Genomic DNA, 17,217 nt, shown 5'->3' with positions numbered 1-17,217 from the left:
CGGCACGGCGGTTCTCCCGGATATTGACGATTTCCGCTTGGAGTGGAAGTCTGTTGTTCGGATATGAGAATGCTATTCTCATAGCGGAGACGGCCACTGCCCGTACAAGAGGAGACCGACAATGCCCTTCTTCCCGAAGCCCGAGGCGGGTACCTGGACCGAGAACTGGCCCGAGCTGGGGACCGCTCCGGTCAACTACGAGGACTCGATCGACCCCGAGCACTGGCTGCTGGAGCAGCAGGCCATCTTCAAGAAGACCTGGCTGCAGATGGGCCGCGTGGAGCTGCTGCCGAAGAAGGGCAGCTACGTCACCCGCGAGCTGCCGTCGGCCGGGCCGGGTGTCTCGCTGATCATCGTCAAGGACACCGACAATGTGGTGCGCGCCTTCTACAACCTGTGCAGGCACCGCGGCAACAAGCTGGTGTGGAACGACTACCCCGGCGAGGAGGTCTCCGGCACCTGCCGCCAGTTCACCTGCAAGTACCACGCCTGGCGGTACAGCCTGAAGGGCGATCTGACCTTCGTCCAGCAGGAGGGCGAGTTCTTCGACCTGGACAAGAACCAGTACGGCCTTGTCCCGGTGCGCTGCGAGGTGTGGGAGGGGTTCATCTTCGTCAACCTCGACGACAACGCGGTGCCGCTGGAGGAGTACCTCGGCGAATTCGGCGAGGGGCTGAAGGGCTACCCGTTCCACGAGATGACCGAGCACTACAGCTACCGCTCGGAGATCAACGCCAACTGGAAGCTCTTCATCGACGCCTTCACCGAGTTCTACCACGCGCCGATCCTGCACATGAAGCAGGCGGAGCGGGAGGAGGCGGAGAAGCTCGCCAAGTTCGGCTTCGAGGCGCTGGCCTACGACATCAAGGGCGACCACTCCATGGTCTCGTCCTGGGGCGGCATGTCCCCGCCGAAGGACCTGGGCATGGTGAAGCCGATCGAGCGGATCCTGCACAGCGGGCTCTTCGGGCCGTGGGACCGGCCGGACATCAAGGGCATCCTGCCCGACGAGCTGCCGCCGGCCATCAACCCCGGCCGCCACAAGTCCTGGGGCACCGACTCCTTCGAGTTCTTCCCCAACTTCACCCTGCTCTTCTGGGCGCCCGGCTGGTACCTCACCTACAACTACTGGCCGACCGCCGTCGACAAGCACATCTTCGAGGCCGACCTGTACTTCGTGCCGCCGAAGAACCTGCGCGAGCGGCTCTCCCAGGAACTCGCCGCGGTGACCTTCAAGGAGTACGCGTTCCAGGACGCGAACACCCTGGAGGCGACGCAGACGCAGATCGGCACCCGGGTCGTCACCGACTTCCCGCTCTGCGACCAGGAGATCCTGCTGCGCCACCTGCACATGACCGCCCACCAGTACGTCGACCGCTACAAGGCCGAGCGCAACGGCTCGGCCACCGCCGCCACCAACGGGAAGGATCGCGCCAATGTCTGAGCTGCCCGAGGAATTCGCCGATCTGGAGCGGTTCAGCGACTGGTGCCTGCCCACCGAGGAGGAGCGCTACCGCAAGCGGCTGAACTCCACCATGGACGAGATGCAGGAGCTCTACGACGCCGGCATGGCGCGGCTCGAGGAGATCATGGTCTACGTCGACGCCCGCTTCCCGCTCGCCTCCATGCCGGACGACGCCAAGGCGCTGGTGCACCTCGGGCAGTCCATCGTCATGGTGAGCTTCCCCATCGAGGTGTGGAAGCAGCCGCGGGTGCTGGACAGCGGGGCCGCCTACATTCAGCTGGTCAAGGAGCCGGTTGTGTGAGTTCGGCCAGGAGGGCCTCGAATACCGGGATCGGCACGGCCGCGAGGGGGATGGTCCATGACGCGATCGAGAGCGCCTCGACCAGCAGTTCGTTCGAGCCGGGGACGCCGAGTCCGGCCAGGGCGGTGAGTGCGACGGCCCGCTGCGTCGCATCGTGAATCTCCCTGGCGATGGCGGTCGCCCGGACCGGGTCGGCCGGGGCGAGGGTACGGGCGACGGCCGCCAGGGGGAGCGCGTGGTGACGCGGTCCGGTGAGTTCGCGGGCGAGCGCGAGGGCGCGCTCGGGGTCGGTCTCCGCGATCGCGAGCGCGACCCGCATGAGTGCGAAGGACCGCTTCTCGGGTGGGAGGTGGCGCCGGGCGGTGACCTCGGCCCGGTCCGGATCGAACTCGACCAGGGCGCCGACGATGCGGTTCAGCGCGGCATGGCGCCTCGTCTCGTCGGGGATGGTCAGGGCGATCTCCTCGGCGCGGCCGGGGTTCGTGCGGGCCACGGCCTCGGCGACTCCCGGCAGCGCCCGGTCCATCTCCTCGGTATCGGTGATCTCCCGCGCCAGTGCCTCGGCGCGGTCGGCGAACGCGCGGGATCGCTCGGGGTCGCTCCGGGCCAGGGCGGTCGCGGCCCAGGACAGGTTCACCACGCTCGGGTCCCGCTGGGTCGCCGACTCCGCGGGGGCGGGGTCGGCCGGTGTCGCGCGGTGATCCGGCCGGGCGATCACGGCGAGCGTGTACCCGCGCGTCTGATCGTTTGCGATGTGCTCGGCGACGGCACCGGCGCGGACCGGATCGCGCTCGGCGAGCGTGCGGGCGAAGCACAGCAGGGTGAGGTCGCGGTCGTATCCGGTGAGCTGGTCGCGGCGCCTGGCCAGCCGGGCGGCCGCGAGCAGGTCGGGCGCGGGCTGCGCCCTGATCCGCTCGAACTCGGCCGCGATCAGCTCCCGCTCACGGAGCTCGGCCGGGCTCGGCGTCGGTGGCTCGGGACGCACCTGCGCCCCCTGTTGCCGCAGCAGCCGGGCGATCCGCGCCTGCACGTCCTCCGGTTCGCCGGACATCGCCACCTCCTCCCTGCCATCGAACCCGAAAACGGTGCGCGGGGTGGCGATGGCCCCGCGGGCGCGGGTCAGGAGGGCAGCAGGGCGGCGCTGGCGTAGATGGTCTTGTACTCCAGGAACTGCTGGAACCCCTCCGGTCCGAGTTCGCGGCCGATGCCGCTGCCCTTGACGCCGCCGAACGGGGCGTAGAAGTCGTTGAGGTAGTAGTTGACCCCGATGGTGCCGGTGCGGACCCGGCGGGCGATAGCGAGGCCGTGCTGTTCGTCGGCGGTCCACACCGACCCGGCCAGGCCGTAGTCGCTGTCGTTGGCGAGCGCGACGGCCTCGTCCTCCCCGGTGTAGGGGATGACCGCGACGATAGGGCCGAAGATGTCCTCGCGGGCGATGCGGTGGGTATTGGCGACATCGGCGAAGACGGTGGGTTCGATGAACCAGCCGCGGGTCAGCCCCTCCGGCCGCCTGCCGCCGTAGACCAGGCGGGCGCCGTCGGCGGTGGCGTTGTCGATGCTGCGGCGGACCTTGGTCAGGTGGCGCTCGTTGGCCAGCGGGCCGATGGTGACCGCGGGGTCGAGCGGATTGCCGATGGTCTGGGTCGCGGCCCACTCGGCGAGCGCGGCGACGATCTCGGCGTAGCGGGAGCGCGGGGCGAGCACGCGCCACTGGCCGGTGCAGGTCTGGCCGTTGTTCATGAACGCGGCGGTGGCGATGCCGGTGACGAAGGCGTCGATATCGACGTCGTCGAGCACGATGGCGGCGGAGTTGCCGCCGAGCTCCAGCGTCATCCGCTTGAAGCGGCGCCCGGCCTCGGCGCCGACCCGCTCGCCGCTGGCGGTGGAGCCGGTGAAGGCGATCTTGTCGACCAGCGGGTGGCGGGTGAGCAGGCTGGCCGGTTCGCGGTCGGCGAGCACGATATTGAGCACGCCGGGTGGCAGCCCGGCCTCCTCGGCGGCCTCGCCGATGACGTAGGAGTCCAGCGCGGCGTCGGGGGAGTGCTTGAGCACGACGGAGCAGCCCGCGGCGAGCGCGGGCGCGATGGAGATGAGCGCTTTGGCCTGCGGGTAGTTCCACGGCGTGATCACCCCGACCACGCCGACCGGCTCCCGGCGCACGATGGTGGAGCCCTGGGCGCTTGGCCGGATCTCCTCGAACTCGGTGGCCGCGGCCAGGTCGGCGTACTGGCGCAGCAGGTGCGCCGGGGCCTGGCCGTTGAACGCCTGCGAGAGCCCGATCGGCATGCCGTTCTCGCGGGTGGCGAGTTCGCTGGTGACGTCGCCGCGCGCGGCGAGCGCGTCGGCGAAGCGGTGCAGCACCTTCGCCCGCTCGCCGGGGGCGGTCGCCGCCCAGTCGCCGCGCTGGTGGGCGGCGTGCGCGGCGGCGATCGCGGCCTCGATATCGGCCTCGCCGCCGAGTGCGGCGACGCCGATCGGCTCGCCGGTCGCCGCCTCGATCGCCTGCCACTCGGCGGAACTCTGTGGGGCGACCCATTTTCCGTCGATGAAGAAGGTCCGGCGGTCGATCGCCGGGGTCGACGGATCGGCAGTAGGCATGCGCAGCTCCCGCTGAATCGTACGGCTCAAGATCTCAATCATTATAGGGATAGTGGGCAGCTGGCCGGAGCGGAATGGCCGTCGCGCCGACGGCCCCGCGCACTCGTGACCGATCACGGCAATGCCCGCAACTTTGTGGGCTGACCCTCCGGCCCATTCCCCGATAAACAGGGCGGGCGTCGGGTTTACTCGAGCGAGCGAATCACGTCGGGCGGGTGGCTGGGAGGCGTCTTGGAGGTGCTCGGAGCGGGCGGTGGGAAGGCGGCCGGGCTGCAGGCCCTGGTGGCGGCGGGGGCGCGGGTGCCGGAGTGGACGGTGCTCGGGACCGAGGTGTTCGCCGGCTTCCTGGCCGGAGCCGGGCTGAGCGAGCGGTTCGCGGCCTTCGCGAGCGCCACGGAGCTGGAGCCCGCACTGACCGCAGCCGCCGACCTGCGCGCGGCGATCACCGAGGCGGAGCTGCCTGCCCCGACCCGGGCGGCGATCGATGCCGCCTACGGGCAGGTGGGCGGCACGGTGGCGGTGCGCTCGTCCGGGGTCGGGGAGGACGGCGGTGCCGATTCCTTTGCCGGACAGTTCGATTCCTTCCTGCACGTGACCGGCGCGAGCGCGGTGGCCGAGCGGGTGCGGCGGTGCTGGGCCTCCGGTTTCGCCGAGCGGGCGGTGCGGTACGCCTTCGCCCGCGACCGGCCGCCGATCACCGAGCTCGCGGTGGTGCTGCAGCGCTTCGTCGCGGCACGGGCGAGCGGCGTGCTCTTCACCGTCGACCCGGTGACCGGGGACGCCGATCGGCTGGTGGTGAGCGCCGTGTACGGCCTCGGCGAGGGGCTGGTCTCCGGCGCGGTGGACGCCGACACGGCCGTCATCGACGCCGAGGGCGCCGTGCTCGAGCTGACCGTCGGCGCCAAGGAGCAGGAGTATCTGCCCGGCCCCGGCGACGGTGTCCAGGCCGTCGAGGTCGCCGCCGAACGCCGGGCGGCCGGGGTGCTGGACGCCGCCGAACTGGCCGAGCTGGCCGACCACGGCCGCGCGCTGGCCACCGCGCTCGGCGGCCCGCAGGACATCGAGTGGGCCATCGACGCCGACGGGCTCTGGTTCCTCCAGGCCCGCCCGATCACCACCCTCGGCGCCCCGGCGCCGAGCCTGGACCAGGCGCTCGACCAGGGCGCGGGCGAAATCGTCCCCGCGGGTGAGTTGCGCATCTGGGACAACTCCAACATCATCGAGAGCTTCAACGGCATCACCTCGCCGCTCACCTTCACCGTCGCGGCAGGCATCTACGGCCGGGTGTACCGGGGCTACGCGAAATCGCTCGGCGTGCCGGAAGAGCAACTGCGGCAGCTGGATTCGTGGACGCCGCATCTGCTGGGCCGGTTCAACGGCCGGGTGTACTACAACCTGCTGCACTGGTATCGCATGGTCGGCATCGCGCCGGGCTACCCGCTGAACCGCAGGGTGCTGGAGGCGGCGCTCGGCGTCGCCGAGCCGCTGCCGGACGAGATCGCGAAGACCCTGCGGCCCTTCACCTTCGGCTCCCCGCTGCGGCGGGCGCGGTCCCGGCTGCGCACGGCTGTTATCTATCGGCGCCGGCTGCGCGATATCGACGGCATGATGGCGGAGTTCTGCGCCGAGTTCTACCGGGTCTACGACCGCTACGAGGCGGTCGAGTACTCCGGCGGGGCCGAGGCGTATGCCGCCTACCGCGCGGTGGACCGCGACCTGGTCGAGCGGTGGGGCCCGATGATGGTGCTCGACGCCATCCTGCTCACCCTCACCGGCACCATGTTCCTGCTCACCAAGCTCTTCCTGCCGCGCGCGCCGGAATCGCTGCTCTACGCCCTGCTCGGCCCCGGCGCCGAGGTGGAGTCGGCCGAACCGGCGCGCGCCATGACCGAGCTGGCCGAGCGCGCGCACGCCGAGCCCGCCGTCGCCGAGCTGGTGCGCACCACCGACCCCGGCGCGACCTACGCGGCGCTCGGGGACCACCCCGAATTCCGGCGCGACGTGGACGCCTACCTCGACCGCTACGGCTACCGCAGCCTGGACGAGCTCAAGCTGGAGATCCCCGACCTGCGCGAGGACCCCTCGGGGCTCTTCGTCCTGCTGCGCAGCGCGCTCGGCCGGCTCGGCGCCGACGACACCGCCGTCCCCGGCGCCATCGACCCCGACGCCTACCTGGACGCGCACCTGCACGGCATCCGGCGCCGCGTCTACGACCGGGTGCGGGCCAAGACCGCGCGCTGCGCCGCGCACCGGGAGCGGCTGCGGTTCTGCCGCACCCGCGCCTTCGGCATGGTCAAGCGGATGATCCGGGCCATGGGGCGCGACCTCGCCGCGCGCGGCGTGCTGGACGACTTCACCGACGTCTTCACGCTCACCGTGGACGAGCTGTGCGAATGCTACGACAGCGCGCCCGCCCCGGAGCTGCGGGACCGGATCGCCGCGCGGCGGATCGCCCGCACCGCCGATGCCGGGCTGGTCGCCCCGGCCCGGTTCGAGACGCGCGGAACGGATTTCACGCCGGGGGCGCTGGCCGCGCAGGGCTGGGTCCCGGTCGCCGAGGTGCCCGCGGCGGCGCCCGGCGATGTGCTCGGCGGGATCCCGTCGGCGGCGGGCGTGGTCGAGGGCTACGCGGTGGTGGTGGACGAGCCGCGCGACGTGGCGGGCGGCATCCTCGTCACCTACCGCACCGACCCGGGCTGGGTGGCGGCGCTGCCGTCGGCGGCGGCGCTGGTGATCGAGCGGGGCAGCCCGCTCACGCACGTGGCGATCGTCGCGCGCGAACTCGGGGTGCCGACCGTGGTGCAGGTGCCGGGCAGCACCCGCAGGCTGCGGACCGGCATGCGGATCAGGGTGGACGGGACTGCGGGCACGGTCACCGTGCTCGCCGATGGAGGAGCCGAGAGTGCAGCCTGACGAGCACGTCGCGACGATCCGGAACTGGCTGGCCGCGCCCGCCACCGACGCCGGGGTGTACTTCGCCGAGGAGGGCGACGGCTGGGAGTACCGCAGTTACGCCGAGCTCGCCGACCTCAGCTGGTCCATCGCCGCGCTCATGCGCGAGCGCGGGCTGCCGGGCGGGGCCGGGGTCTGCGTCATCATGCCGACCGGATTTCCCTGTGCCGCAGCCTTCTACGCGGTCTGGGCGTGCGGGGGGATCTTCACCCCGGTGGCGCCGCCGCTCTTCGGCGACCTGCAGCAGTACATCGCGCACGTCGCCGCCATCCTGGAGCAGGCGCGGCCCGCGCTGGTGGTGACCTCGGTGGAGTTCGCCGACCTCGCGCGGCAGGCGAACGCCGCCGCGGGCCGCACCGACGAACCGCTGGTGGTCGACCCGGCCACGCTGCTCGCCGGTGCCGAGCGGGAGTTCTCCGATCCGGACGAGTGCGCGCTGCTGCAGTTCACCTCCGGGTCGACCGGGACGCCGCGCGGGGTCCGGGTGAGCTGGCCGAACCTGGCCACGAATGTCGCCATGATCTCGGCGCTGGTGGATTGGCGGCCGGGCGAGGCGATGGTGTCGTGGCTGCCGCTCTACCACGACATGGGGCTGGTCGGGGCGTTCCTCACGACCGTCACCAACCAGGGCGATCTGTATCTGATGCGGCCGGACCAGTTCGTCCGCGATCCGGCGCGCTGGCTGCGGGCCATGACGAAGGCGCAGCACTCGCCGTCGCCGTCGTTCGCGCTGGGGTATGTGGCGCACCGGGTGCGGCCGGAGGAGATCGCCGGGCTGGATCTCTCCGGGTGGCGCACGCTCGCGGTCGGCTCGGAGCCGGTGGAGCTCGCCGACCTGCGCTCCTTCGCCGCGCTGACCGGGCCGCTCGGGTTCTCCATGCGGGCCTACACGCTGGCCTACGGGCTGGCGGAGTCGACGCTCATGGTGACCTCGTCGGCGCGGGATCGGCCGATCACCGCGCTGCGGGTGGATACGGCCGGGCTGCGCTTCGGGGCGGCCGTCCCGGTGCTGGAGGCGGCGGAGTTGCGCGACGGGGCGGGGGTCGAGGGGTCGGGGTGGATCACCGGGCTCGGGTTCTCCACTCCGGAATCCACGGTGCGGGTGGTGGATTCGGAGGGGAACGAGCTCCCGGACGGCACGCTCGGGGAGATGACGGTGGCCGGCGGGTCGGTGGCGCTCGGGTACTCCGGGCCGCCCGGGCCCGCGTCCTCCACCCGGATCGAGGATGGGGTGCTGTACTCGGGGGATGCCGGGTTCCTGTATCGCGGCGAGGTCTTCGTGCTCGGACGGATGGGGTCGAGCCTGAAGGTCAGGGGGAAGCCGGTGTTCATGGAGGACATCGAGTCGCGGGTGGCGCGGGAGGCCGGGATCACCAAGGGGAAGCTGGCGGCGGTCGCCGTTCCCGATGCCGGGCAGCAGGGGATCGTGCTCTTCGCCGAGTCGGCGCCGGGGGAGTGGTTGCCGAAGGCGCACACCATTATTCGCGGTGAACTCGGTCCTGCGCAGTCGGTGCGGATCGTCACTGGGCCGCGCGGGATCATCCAGCGGACGTCGAGCGGGAAGCCGCGGCGCAGGCACATGTGGGAGCTGTTCCGGGCGGGTGGGATTCCGGGCAGTGCGGTGTACGAGCCGGATCGGGGCGAGATCGCACCGAGCGGTGGCGGGCCGGACCCGGCGGCGGACGCGCGCGGATCCGTGCGGGAGCCCGCGCTGCCCGCGGAGCGGGTCGCGGGGCTGCTCGAGGCGGCGCTGCGGCACGTCCGGGTGCCCGCGGGGGCGGCCGTGCTGTTCGAGGGGTCGCTGGCGGAGGGGTTCGGCAATGCCGGGTCCGATGTGGATTTCCTGGTCGTGGCGGCGGGGGACGAGGAGTTGCCGACCCTGCCGACCGTGCTGTTCGTGGATGGGCGGCGGGTGGAGATCCGCACCCGCTCGGTCGCCCAGCTGCGCGGGCAGCTGGCGACCGTCGCCGCGGGTTCGGCGCTCGACGAGGACGTGCTCAACCGGTGTCAGCGGTTCCTCGGCGCCACCGTGGTCAAGCCCGGATCCGAGGTGGATCTGGACGCACTGCGTGCGGTACTCCCGGCGGCGGAGCTCGCCGCCCGGCTCTCCGGCTGGTGGAGTGCGCGGGCTCGGCAGGCGCTGCGGTACGCCGTGCTGTGGCGGACGCTCGGCGCCGATGCCGAGGCGCTGGAGTGGGCGCGGGACGGAGTGAATCAGGCGCTGAAGGCGTGGGCGGCGCGGGCCGGGGAGACGTACCTGGAGGCCAAGTGGCTGCCGCAGCAGCTGGCGCGGGCCGGGGGCCCGGCCGTCCCGGCCGCCGCCGACGTCGCCGGGTTGCTCGCCTTCGCGGCGGAGCTCGGGGTCGATCCGGGGCCGGACGATCCGGCGCCGCTGCTCTTCGCCCGGCGTCCGGGGGTGACCACCTGGCAGATCGGTGACCGGGTGCACGTGCTGCGCGGGGACGATGTCTTCGTGCTCACCGACGCGGCGGCGCGGGCCTGGCGCTCGGTGGTGTTCCGGCGGCCGGTGGGCGCGGTGCTGGAGCGGGGTGGGGCGATCGGCGCCGAGCTGGCGGAGTTCGTGCGGCTCGGGTTCGTCGCCGTCGAGTGGCGGGGGGACGGGGTTCTCGCCCCCGCGCTGGCCATGTGTGACCCGGTGCGGCCGTACACGCCCGTTCCGTACGGTGCCGCTCCCGCGCTCGGCGTGCGCGGGGCGGTGCGGGGCGGTGCGCCGGTGACGCTCTCGCCGTTGCCCGCGCGCCGCTTCACCGAGTGCGCGCTGCGGCTGGTGTGGTCGAACATCGTTCTGGAGAATGCCAGGGAGGATCTGGCCGGTGCGGTGAAGGACGGTCAGTGGGCGGTCGCCGATATCGCGGCGCACCGCATGCTGGCGATGGGTGTCCGGGTGCTGCTGTCCGCCTTCGGCATGCACCCGCTCCCCGCCGACGTCGCGGCCGCCGCCACGCTCGAGCGGCTGCTGCCGCCCGCCGCCGAGCACCGCGCCGAGCTGCTCGCCGCCCTGGCGGTCGCCCAGGCGGTGCGGTTCGGCGCCGCCGACGACCCGGCGTCCGCCCTGACCCTCCTCGACGACTTCGTCACCCTGGTCCGCCGGGTGGCGGGCGGCAGCGACTTCCCCGCCTCCTTCGACTCCAGGGAGCAGTGGCGCCGCACCCTCGCCATCGGCTACGACTGGCTGCGCATCGCCGGATACCTGAACACCGACCTCCCGCTGGACGAGGCCCGCGACCTGCTCGCCTCCGGCGGACAGCAACCGCATCTGCGGGAAGGAGCCGAGGCATGAGCGACCCCACCGTGCCCACCCGGGTGCGCGACATGGTCGCCGCCATGGCGCCGCGCCCGGCCGCCGAGCTCACCGCCGAGCACCGCCTCATCGAGGACCTCGGCTACGACTCGCTGCGGCTCATGGAGCTCACCGTCGTCCTGGAGCGCACCTTCGGCCTGCCGGGCTACAAACCCGAGCAGCTCGCGGGGGTGCTCCGCGTCGGCCAGGTGGAGGCGCTGATCGGCTCCTCGCTCGCGGAGCGCACCGCGTGACCGGCGCCGTGCTGGTGACCGGCGCCAGCGGGCTGGTCGGCGCCGAGGTGGTGGCCCGGCTCCGGGCCGCGGGGCGCCCGGTGATCGCGCTGCTGTACGCCGCCTCCGCCATCGTCCGCAACGACGGCACCGTGCTGGAACCGGACGAGCGGCTCGCCGGCGATATCCGCGAGCCCGAGTTCGGCGGCGCCGCGGCCGGTCTCGACGGCCGGGTCGCGATGATCGTGCACTGCGCCGCAACCACCGCCTTCGACGCCACCGAGCGGCAGTACGCGGAGCTGAACGTCCGCGGCACCGAGAACGTGCTGGCGCTCGCCCGCCGCCTGGCGGTTCCGCTGGTGCACGTGAGCACCGCCTACGTCTGCGGCATGCGCGGCGGCACCGTGCTCGAGGCGGAGCTGGAGCACGACCAGGGCTTCGGCAACGGCTACGAGGCGAGCAAATACCGGGCCGAACAGCTGGTGCGCGGGTCCGGGCTGGAGTGGGCGGTGGTACGGCCCGGCATCGTCACCGGCGCGAGCGGCACCGGCGCCATCCGCGACCACAAGAACCTGTACACCGTGCTCAAGCTCATGGTCGAGGGGAAGCTGCGCTCGCTGCCCGGCCGCTACGACGCCACCCTCAGCCTCGCCCCGCTCGACCACGTCGCCGAGGTGATCGCCGCCGCGGCCACCGATTTCGACCGGGTGCGCGGCCGCACCCTGCACGCGCTCGGCCGCGACACCCTCTCGCTGCGCGAGGTCTCCGACGTGCTGGCCGAGTATCCGTCGTTCGCCGTGGCGACCTTCGTCCCGGAGTCCACCTTCGACGAGGCCGACCTCCCGCCCATCGAGCGCGAGTACTACCGGCGCATCGGCGCGCTCTACACCAGCTACTTCGTCCGCAGGCTGCGCTTCGACACCCGCGGCGCCGACCTGCTGTGCCCGGCCCCCGAGTCCGGCGCCGACTACCTGCGGCTGCTGCTCGACCACAGCCTGGAGGTCGGCTACCTCGGCGACCCGCTGCCCTCGATCGAGGAGATCCTGGCCAGGAGCGGGTCGTGAGTGAACTCGAGCCGCTGCTGGCCCGGCTGACCCCGCAGCCGGAGAAGGTCGCCGCCTACCGCGGCGACACCTACGTGGCGGAGACCGTCGAGCAGCTGGAGCGGCTCGGCGTCGACCCGGCCGCCTTCGCGACCGGCCACTCCATGCTGCTGCTGAAACCGGACGCCATCGTCGCGCGGGCCGTCGAGCCGACCCTGAAGTGGCTGGCCGACAACGGCTATGGCGTGGTGGCGGCCGAGATCGTCCCGGTGAACCGGCATCTCGCCCGCGCGCTCTGGTACTACGCCTGGAATATCGCCTCACCGGAGCGCCGCCGCCTGGCCGACCTGCTCGTCGACATCTCCGACGCCCTCGTCCTCGTCGTCACGGCCCCCGACGACCCCCTCCCGGTCCCCGTCCGCCTGGCCCGCGCCAAGGGCCCCACCGATCCGCGCAAGCGCCGCCCCGGCGAACTCCGCCACCTCCTCGGCCGGGACAACTACCTCCTCAACCTGGTCCACACCCCCGACGACCCCGCCGACGTCCTCCGCGAGCTCGCCATCTACTTCCCGGAGCCGCTGCGCGCCCGGATCATCGCGGCCAGCGGACAACCAAGCCGAGCAGCCGCAGGCGATGCGAGAGTCACCCCGCTGGAACGCGCCGGTGCCCTGGCCGCGGAGCTGTACGCCCGGAGCCCGGAACGCTCCTTCGACCGCGACACCGCCCTGGCGCGGATACTGCAGGACCTCGGCCCGGCCGAACCAGACCCCGCCACCCTGCTCGATACCGCGCTCACCAACGGCACCCCCGTCGACCCCTGGTCCGCCATAGTCCTCGGCTCACGGGAACTGCCCATGCGCACCGGCACCGGAGCGCAGACCCTGCGCCCGGTGACCGCCACCGACTGGACGGAGAAATTCGGATGAGCCTGGAAGCGGTCGTCGCCGGCGTCTCCCACCAGCAGCCCGTGCGCCGCGAGCTGACCCACCGCGCCGCCGTCGCCGAGGTCTTCGTGACCTCGCTGGCCGCGCGGGACGGCGGCGGCTACCTGGCCGGCGCCCAGCTGCCGCGCATGCACGCCTACTACGGCGACCACACCGGCACCCCGGCGCGGCTGCACGACCCGCTGCTCGTCATGGAGACCGCGCGGCAGGCGTCGATCGCGCTCTCGCACGAGTTCTTCGGCGCACCGCTGGACTCCGCGTTCCTGGTGCGCACCTTCAATGGGGCCGGTGTCGCGGGCGTCGGCTGGGAGTGCACCCCCGAGCCGACGAATCTCGTGCTGTCGGTGGATGTCCCGCGGGTGCACCGGCAGGCCGGTGCGGTGTGCGGCCTGGACATGGTGCTGGAGATCTCCTGCCCCGCCGGCCCCATCATGACCGTGGACGGCTCCTTCTCCTGGACCTCCCCGGACCGCTGGTCCCGGCTGCGCGGCGCCTTCCGCCGGAGCCTCGGCCTCCCGGTCGCGGTCGGCCCGGAAGTCGCGGCCGCACCGGTGTCCCCGGGCACGGTGGGCCGGGAGAACCGGCGCAATGTCATCGTCGGCGCCGCGCGGCCCGACGGCTCCGCCGTCGTGCTCCCGCTCGCGGTCGATCCCCTGCACCCCTTCCTCTTCGACCACCGGCTCGACCACGTACCGGGCAGCGTCCTGCTGGAGGCCGCCAGGCAGTCCGCCGTCACCCTGCTCGGCGCGAACCCGCAGCTGCTCGCCGTCGCCAGCCGCTTCGACCGCTTCGCCGAGCTCGACCTCCCCACCGAGTGCCGCGCCGAGGTGACCGCCCGGACCGGCGACCGGGTGACCGTGCGCTGCGTGATCGGCCAGGAGGGCACCGCCGCCGAGATCGACCTGACCTTCCTGGGCCCGGTGTGATCGGCACCGTCACCCGGCTGGCCCGCTTCACCCGGGTCATGTACAAGCCGCACTACCTGCTCTACGGAGTCCTGTGGGTCTGCGCGCTGGAGGCCACGCTGGCCCTGCTCGCGGGAGCGCCGTGGCGCCCGTCCTGGTCGACGGGGCTGCGCGTAGTGATTGTCGCGGTGGTGCTGCTCTACCTGCGCATGGTGGACGAGCAGAAGGACCTCGAGTACGACCGGGTGCACAACCGGGATCGCCCGCTGGTCACCGGCGCGGTGACCGCGACCGACCTGCGGAGCGGAATGGCGGTGATCGCCGTGCTCGCCGTGGCCGGGAGCCTGCTGCTCTCGGTGAACTCCGCGCTCGCCATCGCCGCGGTGCTGCTGTACGGGCTCGGGCTGTGGGGGCTGGAGCGGATCTCGGCGCGGGTCAGGGACGACATCCTGCTCAACCTCGTGGTCACCTACCCGGTCCAGCTCCTGGTCACCGCCTACGTGCTGGTGTCGGTCCTGGACACCGAGGGGTTGGCTGCCGGGTTCTGGCGGCTGGCCCCGGCGGCGCTGATCTTCGCCGGTGCGTTCCTGCAATTCGAGTTCGCCCGGAAGACGGCGCACGAGCCACGCCCTGGCGAGCACTACTACTCGAATGTGCTCGGCGCGCTGGGCAGCACGGTTGTCTCACTGCTCTTCGTGGCGCTCGCCGTCGGCGCCGATCTGGCGCTGGTGCGGCCGTGGGATCACACCGCCTGGTGGCTGGGGCTGCTCGTGGTGCCGCTGGTGCTGCTGCCGGGGTACGGCGCGGCGCGGTTCCTGCGCGGCGGCGAATACCCGCTCGGCCCCCCGGTGCTCTTCATCCTCGGCCTCTACGCCGTGCTCATCGCGCAGTCCGCGGTCGGAGCGTGACCGGCAGCCGCGACGGCGCGGCGACGAAATCCCCGCTCGACGGCTTGACCGTATAACCGCTCTCCAGCACCGGATTCCAGTGCGTGAAGAGCGCGGCGGTGGCGAGGGTGATGGCGAGCAGCGCGAAGTTGTTGCCGGGGCAGTGCCTGGCGCCGACGCCGAAGGGGAGCACGGCCTTGCGGTCGATGTTGTCCACCCGCTCCGGGGCCCAGCGCTCGGGGTCGAAGCGGCCGGGGTCGGGGTAGTGCCTGGGGTCGTGGTGCACCAGGTAGGGGCTGTAGACGATGACGGCGCCGTCCGGCAGGGTGAGGCCGTCGAAGGTGACCGGGCCGTCGGCGTTCTGCGTGCTCACCCACGGGCCCCAGTAGCGCAGCGTCTCCAGGATCACCCGGCGCAGGTAGGGCAGCCGGTACAGGTGGTCGGGCTGCACCGGACCCGCGCCGACCTCGGTATCCAGCTCGGCGCGAACGGCTTTCGCGATCTCCGGGGCGCGCAGCGTCTCGTACCAGACCCAGGCCAGGATGGAGGCGGTGGAGCCGACGCCCGCCGCCAGCATCAGGATGAGCTCGTCGACGATCTCCTCGTCGCCGAGCGTGGCGCCGGTCTCCGCGTCCACGTGGCCGATGAGCGCGGAGAGCACGTCGCGGTGGTCCCGGCCGTCCGCGCGGTAGGCGCGCACCACCGCGCCGATCTCGCCGCGCAGCGCCGCCGCCTTGCGGGCGAACCTCCGGTCGGCGAGGAAGCGGGCCCGGTTCACGGCGTCGGGCAGCGCGGCGCGCTGCACCACCCGGGCCAGCAGCCAGGGGATGTTCTCGCGCACCTCGGTTTTGGCGGCGGCGCCGAAGTCGGCGGTGAAGAGGGTGGCGGAGATGGTGTCGAGGACGAGGGCGTGCGCCGACTCCATGAGGTTCACCGCGGGCGGGAGGGCGGCGGCCCAGTCGTCGGCGATGCCCGCGGTGATCGCGGCGTAGTCCTGGAGGCGGCGCTGGCGCAGGGCGGGGGCGATCATGCGGCGGCGCAGTTCGTGCGGGGTGCCGCTGAGGACATTCGAGGCGCCGCGGATCACCTCGTGCATGGCGGCGCGCAGGTCGTCGCGGTGGAACTCGCCCGCGGTGCCGAAGCCGACCTGGCGGATCAGCTCCGGCGTGGTGAGGACGTAGGCGGGGCGCGGGCCGAGGTAGACGCGCACCACCGGGCCGACCGCGGCCAGGGAACTCACGAAACCGAGGCTGTCGCGCAGGGCCGCGACGCTGTGGCCGAGCAGCGGGAGCCGGCCTGGGGCGGTCGGGACCTCGTCGAGCGTGCCCGGCATGCGGGTGTGCGGCGGGTCGGCGATCAGGTCGGCATAGAGGGCGGTGATCTCGGTGCTGAGCACGGATTGGCGGGCGGGGAATGCGGTGGCCGCGACCGCTTCGCGCAGGGTCGCCAGGTCGGCGGGGGAGTCCGCGATGGCACGGAGGGCGGCGGCGATGGCGTCGGGTTCGGGGCCGGTCAGGAGGCCGCCGCCCGGGGGGACGGATTCGCCGAGCGCGGGGTCGCAGTAGAGCACCGGGAGTCCCGCCGCCGCGGCCTCCAGCAGGGCCATGCCCTGGGTGTCGAAGCCGAGGGAGGGGAAGAGGAGGAGGTCGTGCTCGCGCATGGCGTGCAGGCAGTCGCGCTGCGAGCGGGCGCCGTGGAAGCGGATTCGCGGGTCCGTGCCCGCGAGATCGCGGGCGGCTGCCAGCTGGTCGCCGTCGCCGTAGACGTCGAGCACGGCGCCGGGAACCCGGAGGACGGCCTCGATCGCGGCCAGGGGGCGTTTCTCCGCCGAGAGGCGAGCGCACCACAGCACCCGCAACGGTGCGGCGCGCTCGACCGTCCCGAGGTCGGCGAGCGCCTGCCCGGATTCGTCGGCGCCCGGCGGCGCCAAGGTTTCCAGCTCGTCCAGCAGCTCGTCGTCGACCCCGTTCGAGATCACGTGCAGCGAACCCCCGAACCCGTGCTCCCGCAACCGCGCGGCGAAGTGCGCCGACGGCACGATCACCGCATCCGCCGCCTGCGCCTGCGCGATCATGGTGTGCCAGGCGTGCCTGGCCGCCCTCGGCTCCCCGGTGCGCGGCATCCGCCCCCGGTGCGGCAGCACGCTGTTGTGCAGCGCCCGCAGTGCCAGCGCCGCCGGATACGGTGCGGGCGAGGTGTGCTGGAGGAAGACGTCGTCCCGGCTGTGGATCGTCTGCACCAGCGGGAGGCCGTGCCGCCGCGCCGCCAGCACCCCGGCGACGGCGACCCCGTAGGTGGTCTGGGTGTGCACGATGTCGACCGGCCCGCGCGCGGCGAAGACCGCGTCGATGAGCCGCGCGTTCCTCCTGGTCGGCAACACGGTGGCGAAACCATTGACCGAGAGCGCGCGCACCGGCGAAAGGACCACGAGTTCCGGGTCCGATTCGGTAGATTCCGGACCGGGCGCGGTGAATACCGTGACGCGGTGCCCGAGCCGCCGAGCACCGCGGTACTGGGCGGCGACCGAGGTCTGGATGCCGCCGACGGTTCCGGGGTGGAAATCGGTGAACAGCGCGATGTGCATACGG

12 protein-coding genes are annotated in these 17,217 nt (G+C 72.6%); 9 read left to right on the top strand and 3 right to left on the bottom strand.

Going from position 1 to position 17,217, the window contains the following annotated elements; all coding sequences use genetic code 11:
- Positions 1–121 precede the first annotated feature (121 nt).
- Both AB0H71_RS20105 and AB0H71_RS20100 read left to right on the top strand, forming a co-directional pair.
- Positions 122–1,444 carry an aromatic ring-hydroxylating dioxygenase subunit alpha gene (locus AB0H71_RS20105; protein WP_357022787.1) on the top strand — a complete coding sequence of 441 codons (1,323 nt, stop codon included), beginning with the start codon at positions 122–124 and terminating at the stop codon, positions 1,442–1,444.
- Positions 1,437–1,766 (top strand): hypothetical protein, encoded by a 330-nt coding sequence (locus AB0H71_RS20100; RefSeq protein ID WP_357022784.1) that lies wholly within the window; start codon positions 1,437–1,439, stop codon positions 1,764–1,766. Before AB0H71_RS20105 ends, AB0H71_RS20100 begins: the two co-directional genes overlap by 8 nt.
- Here AB0H71_RS20100 and AB0H71_RS20095 read toward each other — a convergent pair.
- Both AB0H71_RS20095 and AB0H71_RS20090 read right to left on the bottom strand, forming a co-directional pair.
- Positions 1,747–2,817 carry a hypothetical protein gene (locus tag AB0H71_RS20095; RefSeq protein ID WP_357022782.1) on the bottom strand — a complete coding sequence of 357 codons (1,071 nt, stop codon included), beginning with the start codon at positions 2,815–2,817 and terminating at the stop codon, positions 1,747–1,749. The genes AB0H71_RS20100 and AB0H71_RS20095 overlap by 20 nt on opposite strands.
- A gap of 68 nt (positions 2,818–2,885) precedes the next feature.
- A complete protein-coding gene (locus AB0H71_RS20090; RefSeq protein WP_357023295.1) occupies positions 2,886–4,364 on the bottom strand; it encodes an aldehyde dehydrogenase in 1,479 nt (492 codons plus the stop codon).
- Between the two features lie 237 nt (positions 4,365–4,601).
- On the opposite strand from AB0H71_RS20090, the gene AB0H71_RS20085 reads away from it, so the two are divergent.
- From AB0H71_RS20085 to AB0H71_RS20055, 7 genes are read left to right on the top strand one after another with little or no spacing between them, the layout of a single operon-like run.
- A complete protein-coding gene (locus tag AB0H71_RS20085) occupies positions 4,602–7,277 on the top strand; it encodes a phosphoenolpyruvate synthase (RefSeq protein ID WP_357023292.1) in 2,676 nt (891 codons plus the stop codon).
- Positions 7,267–10,617 (top strand): AMP-binding protein, encoded by a 3,351-nt coding sequence (locus AB0H71_RS20080; protein ID WP_357022779.1) that lies wholly within the window; start codon positions 7,267–7,269, stop codon positions 10,615–10,617. The genes AB0H71_RS20085 and AB0H71_RS20080 overlap by 11 nt, the downstream gene beginning before the upstream one ends.
- Complete coding sequence (locus AB0H71_RS20075; protein ID WP_357022776.1) at positions 10,614–10,871, top strand: acyl carrier protein; 258 nt, start codon at positions 10,614–10,616, stop codon at positions 10,869–10,871. The genes AB0H71_RS20080 and AB0H71_RS20075 overlap by 4 nt, the downstream gene beginning before the upstream one ends.
- On the top strand, positions 10,868–11,914 hold the full coding sequence (locus AB0H71_RS20070; RefSeq protein WP_357022773.1) for an SDR family oxidoreductase: 1,047 nt from the start codon (positions 10,868–10,870) through the stop codon (positions 11,912–11,914). The genes AB0H71_RS20075 and AB0H71_RS20070 overlap by 4 nt, the downstream gene beginning before the upstream one ends.
- Positions 11,911–12,819, top strand: coding sequence for a nucleoside-diphosphate kinase (locus AB0H71_RS20065; protein ID WP_357022770.1), 909 nt, complete (start codon positions 11,911–11,913; stop codon positions 12,817–12,819). The genes AB0H71_RS20070 and AB0H71_RS20065 overlap by 4 nt, the downstream gene beginning before the upstream one ends.
- Positions 12,816–13,763 carry a ScbA/BarX family gamma-butyrolactone biosynthesis protein gene (locus AB0H71_RS20060; protein ID WP_357022767.1) on the top strand — a complete coding sequence of 316 codons (948 nt, stop codon included), beginning with the start codon at positions 12,816–12,818 and terminating at the stop codon, positions 13,761–13,763. The genes AB0H71_RS20065 and AB0H71_RS20060 overlap by 4 nt, the downstream gene beginning before the upstream one ends.
- Positions 13,760–14,650: a hypothetical protein gene (locus AB0H71_RS20055; RefSeq protein ID WP_357022764.1), complete on the top strand. Its 891-nt coding sequence runs from the start codon at positions 13,760–13,762 to the stop codon at positions 14,648–14,650. Before AB0H71_RS20060 ends, AB0H71_RS20055 begins: the two co-directional genes overlap by 4 nt.
- Here AB0H71_RS20055 and AB0H71_RS20050 read toward each other — a convergent pair.
- Positions 14,622–17,213 carry a cytochrome P450 gene (locus AB0H71_RS20050; RefSeq protein ID WP_357022762.1) on the bottom strand — a complete coding sequence of 864 codons (2,592 nt, stop codon included), beginning with the start codon at positions 17,211–17,213 and terminating at the stop codon, positions 14,622–14,624. The two genes, AB0H71_RS20055 and AB0H71_RS20050, sit on opposite strands and share 29 nt — an antisense overlap.
- Positions 17,214–17,217: the final 4 nt, after the last annotated feature.

This window comes from Nocardia sp. NPDC050697, from assembly GCF_040654395.1.
GTDB lineage: Bacteria > Actinomycetota > Actinomycetes > Mycobacteriales > Mycobacteriaceae > Nocardia.
Note: the sequence above shows the minus strand (reverse complement) of the source record. Positions and strands in the feature narration are given on the sequence as shown.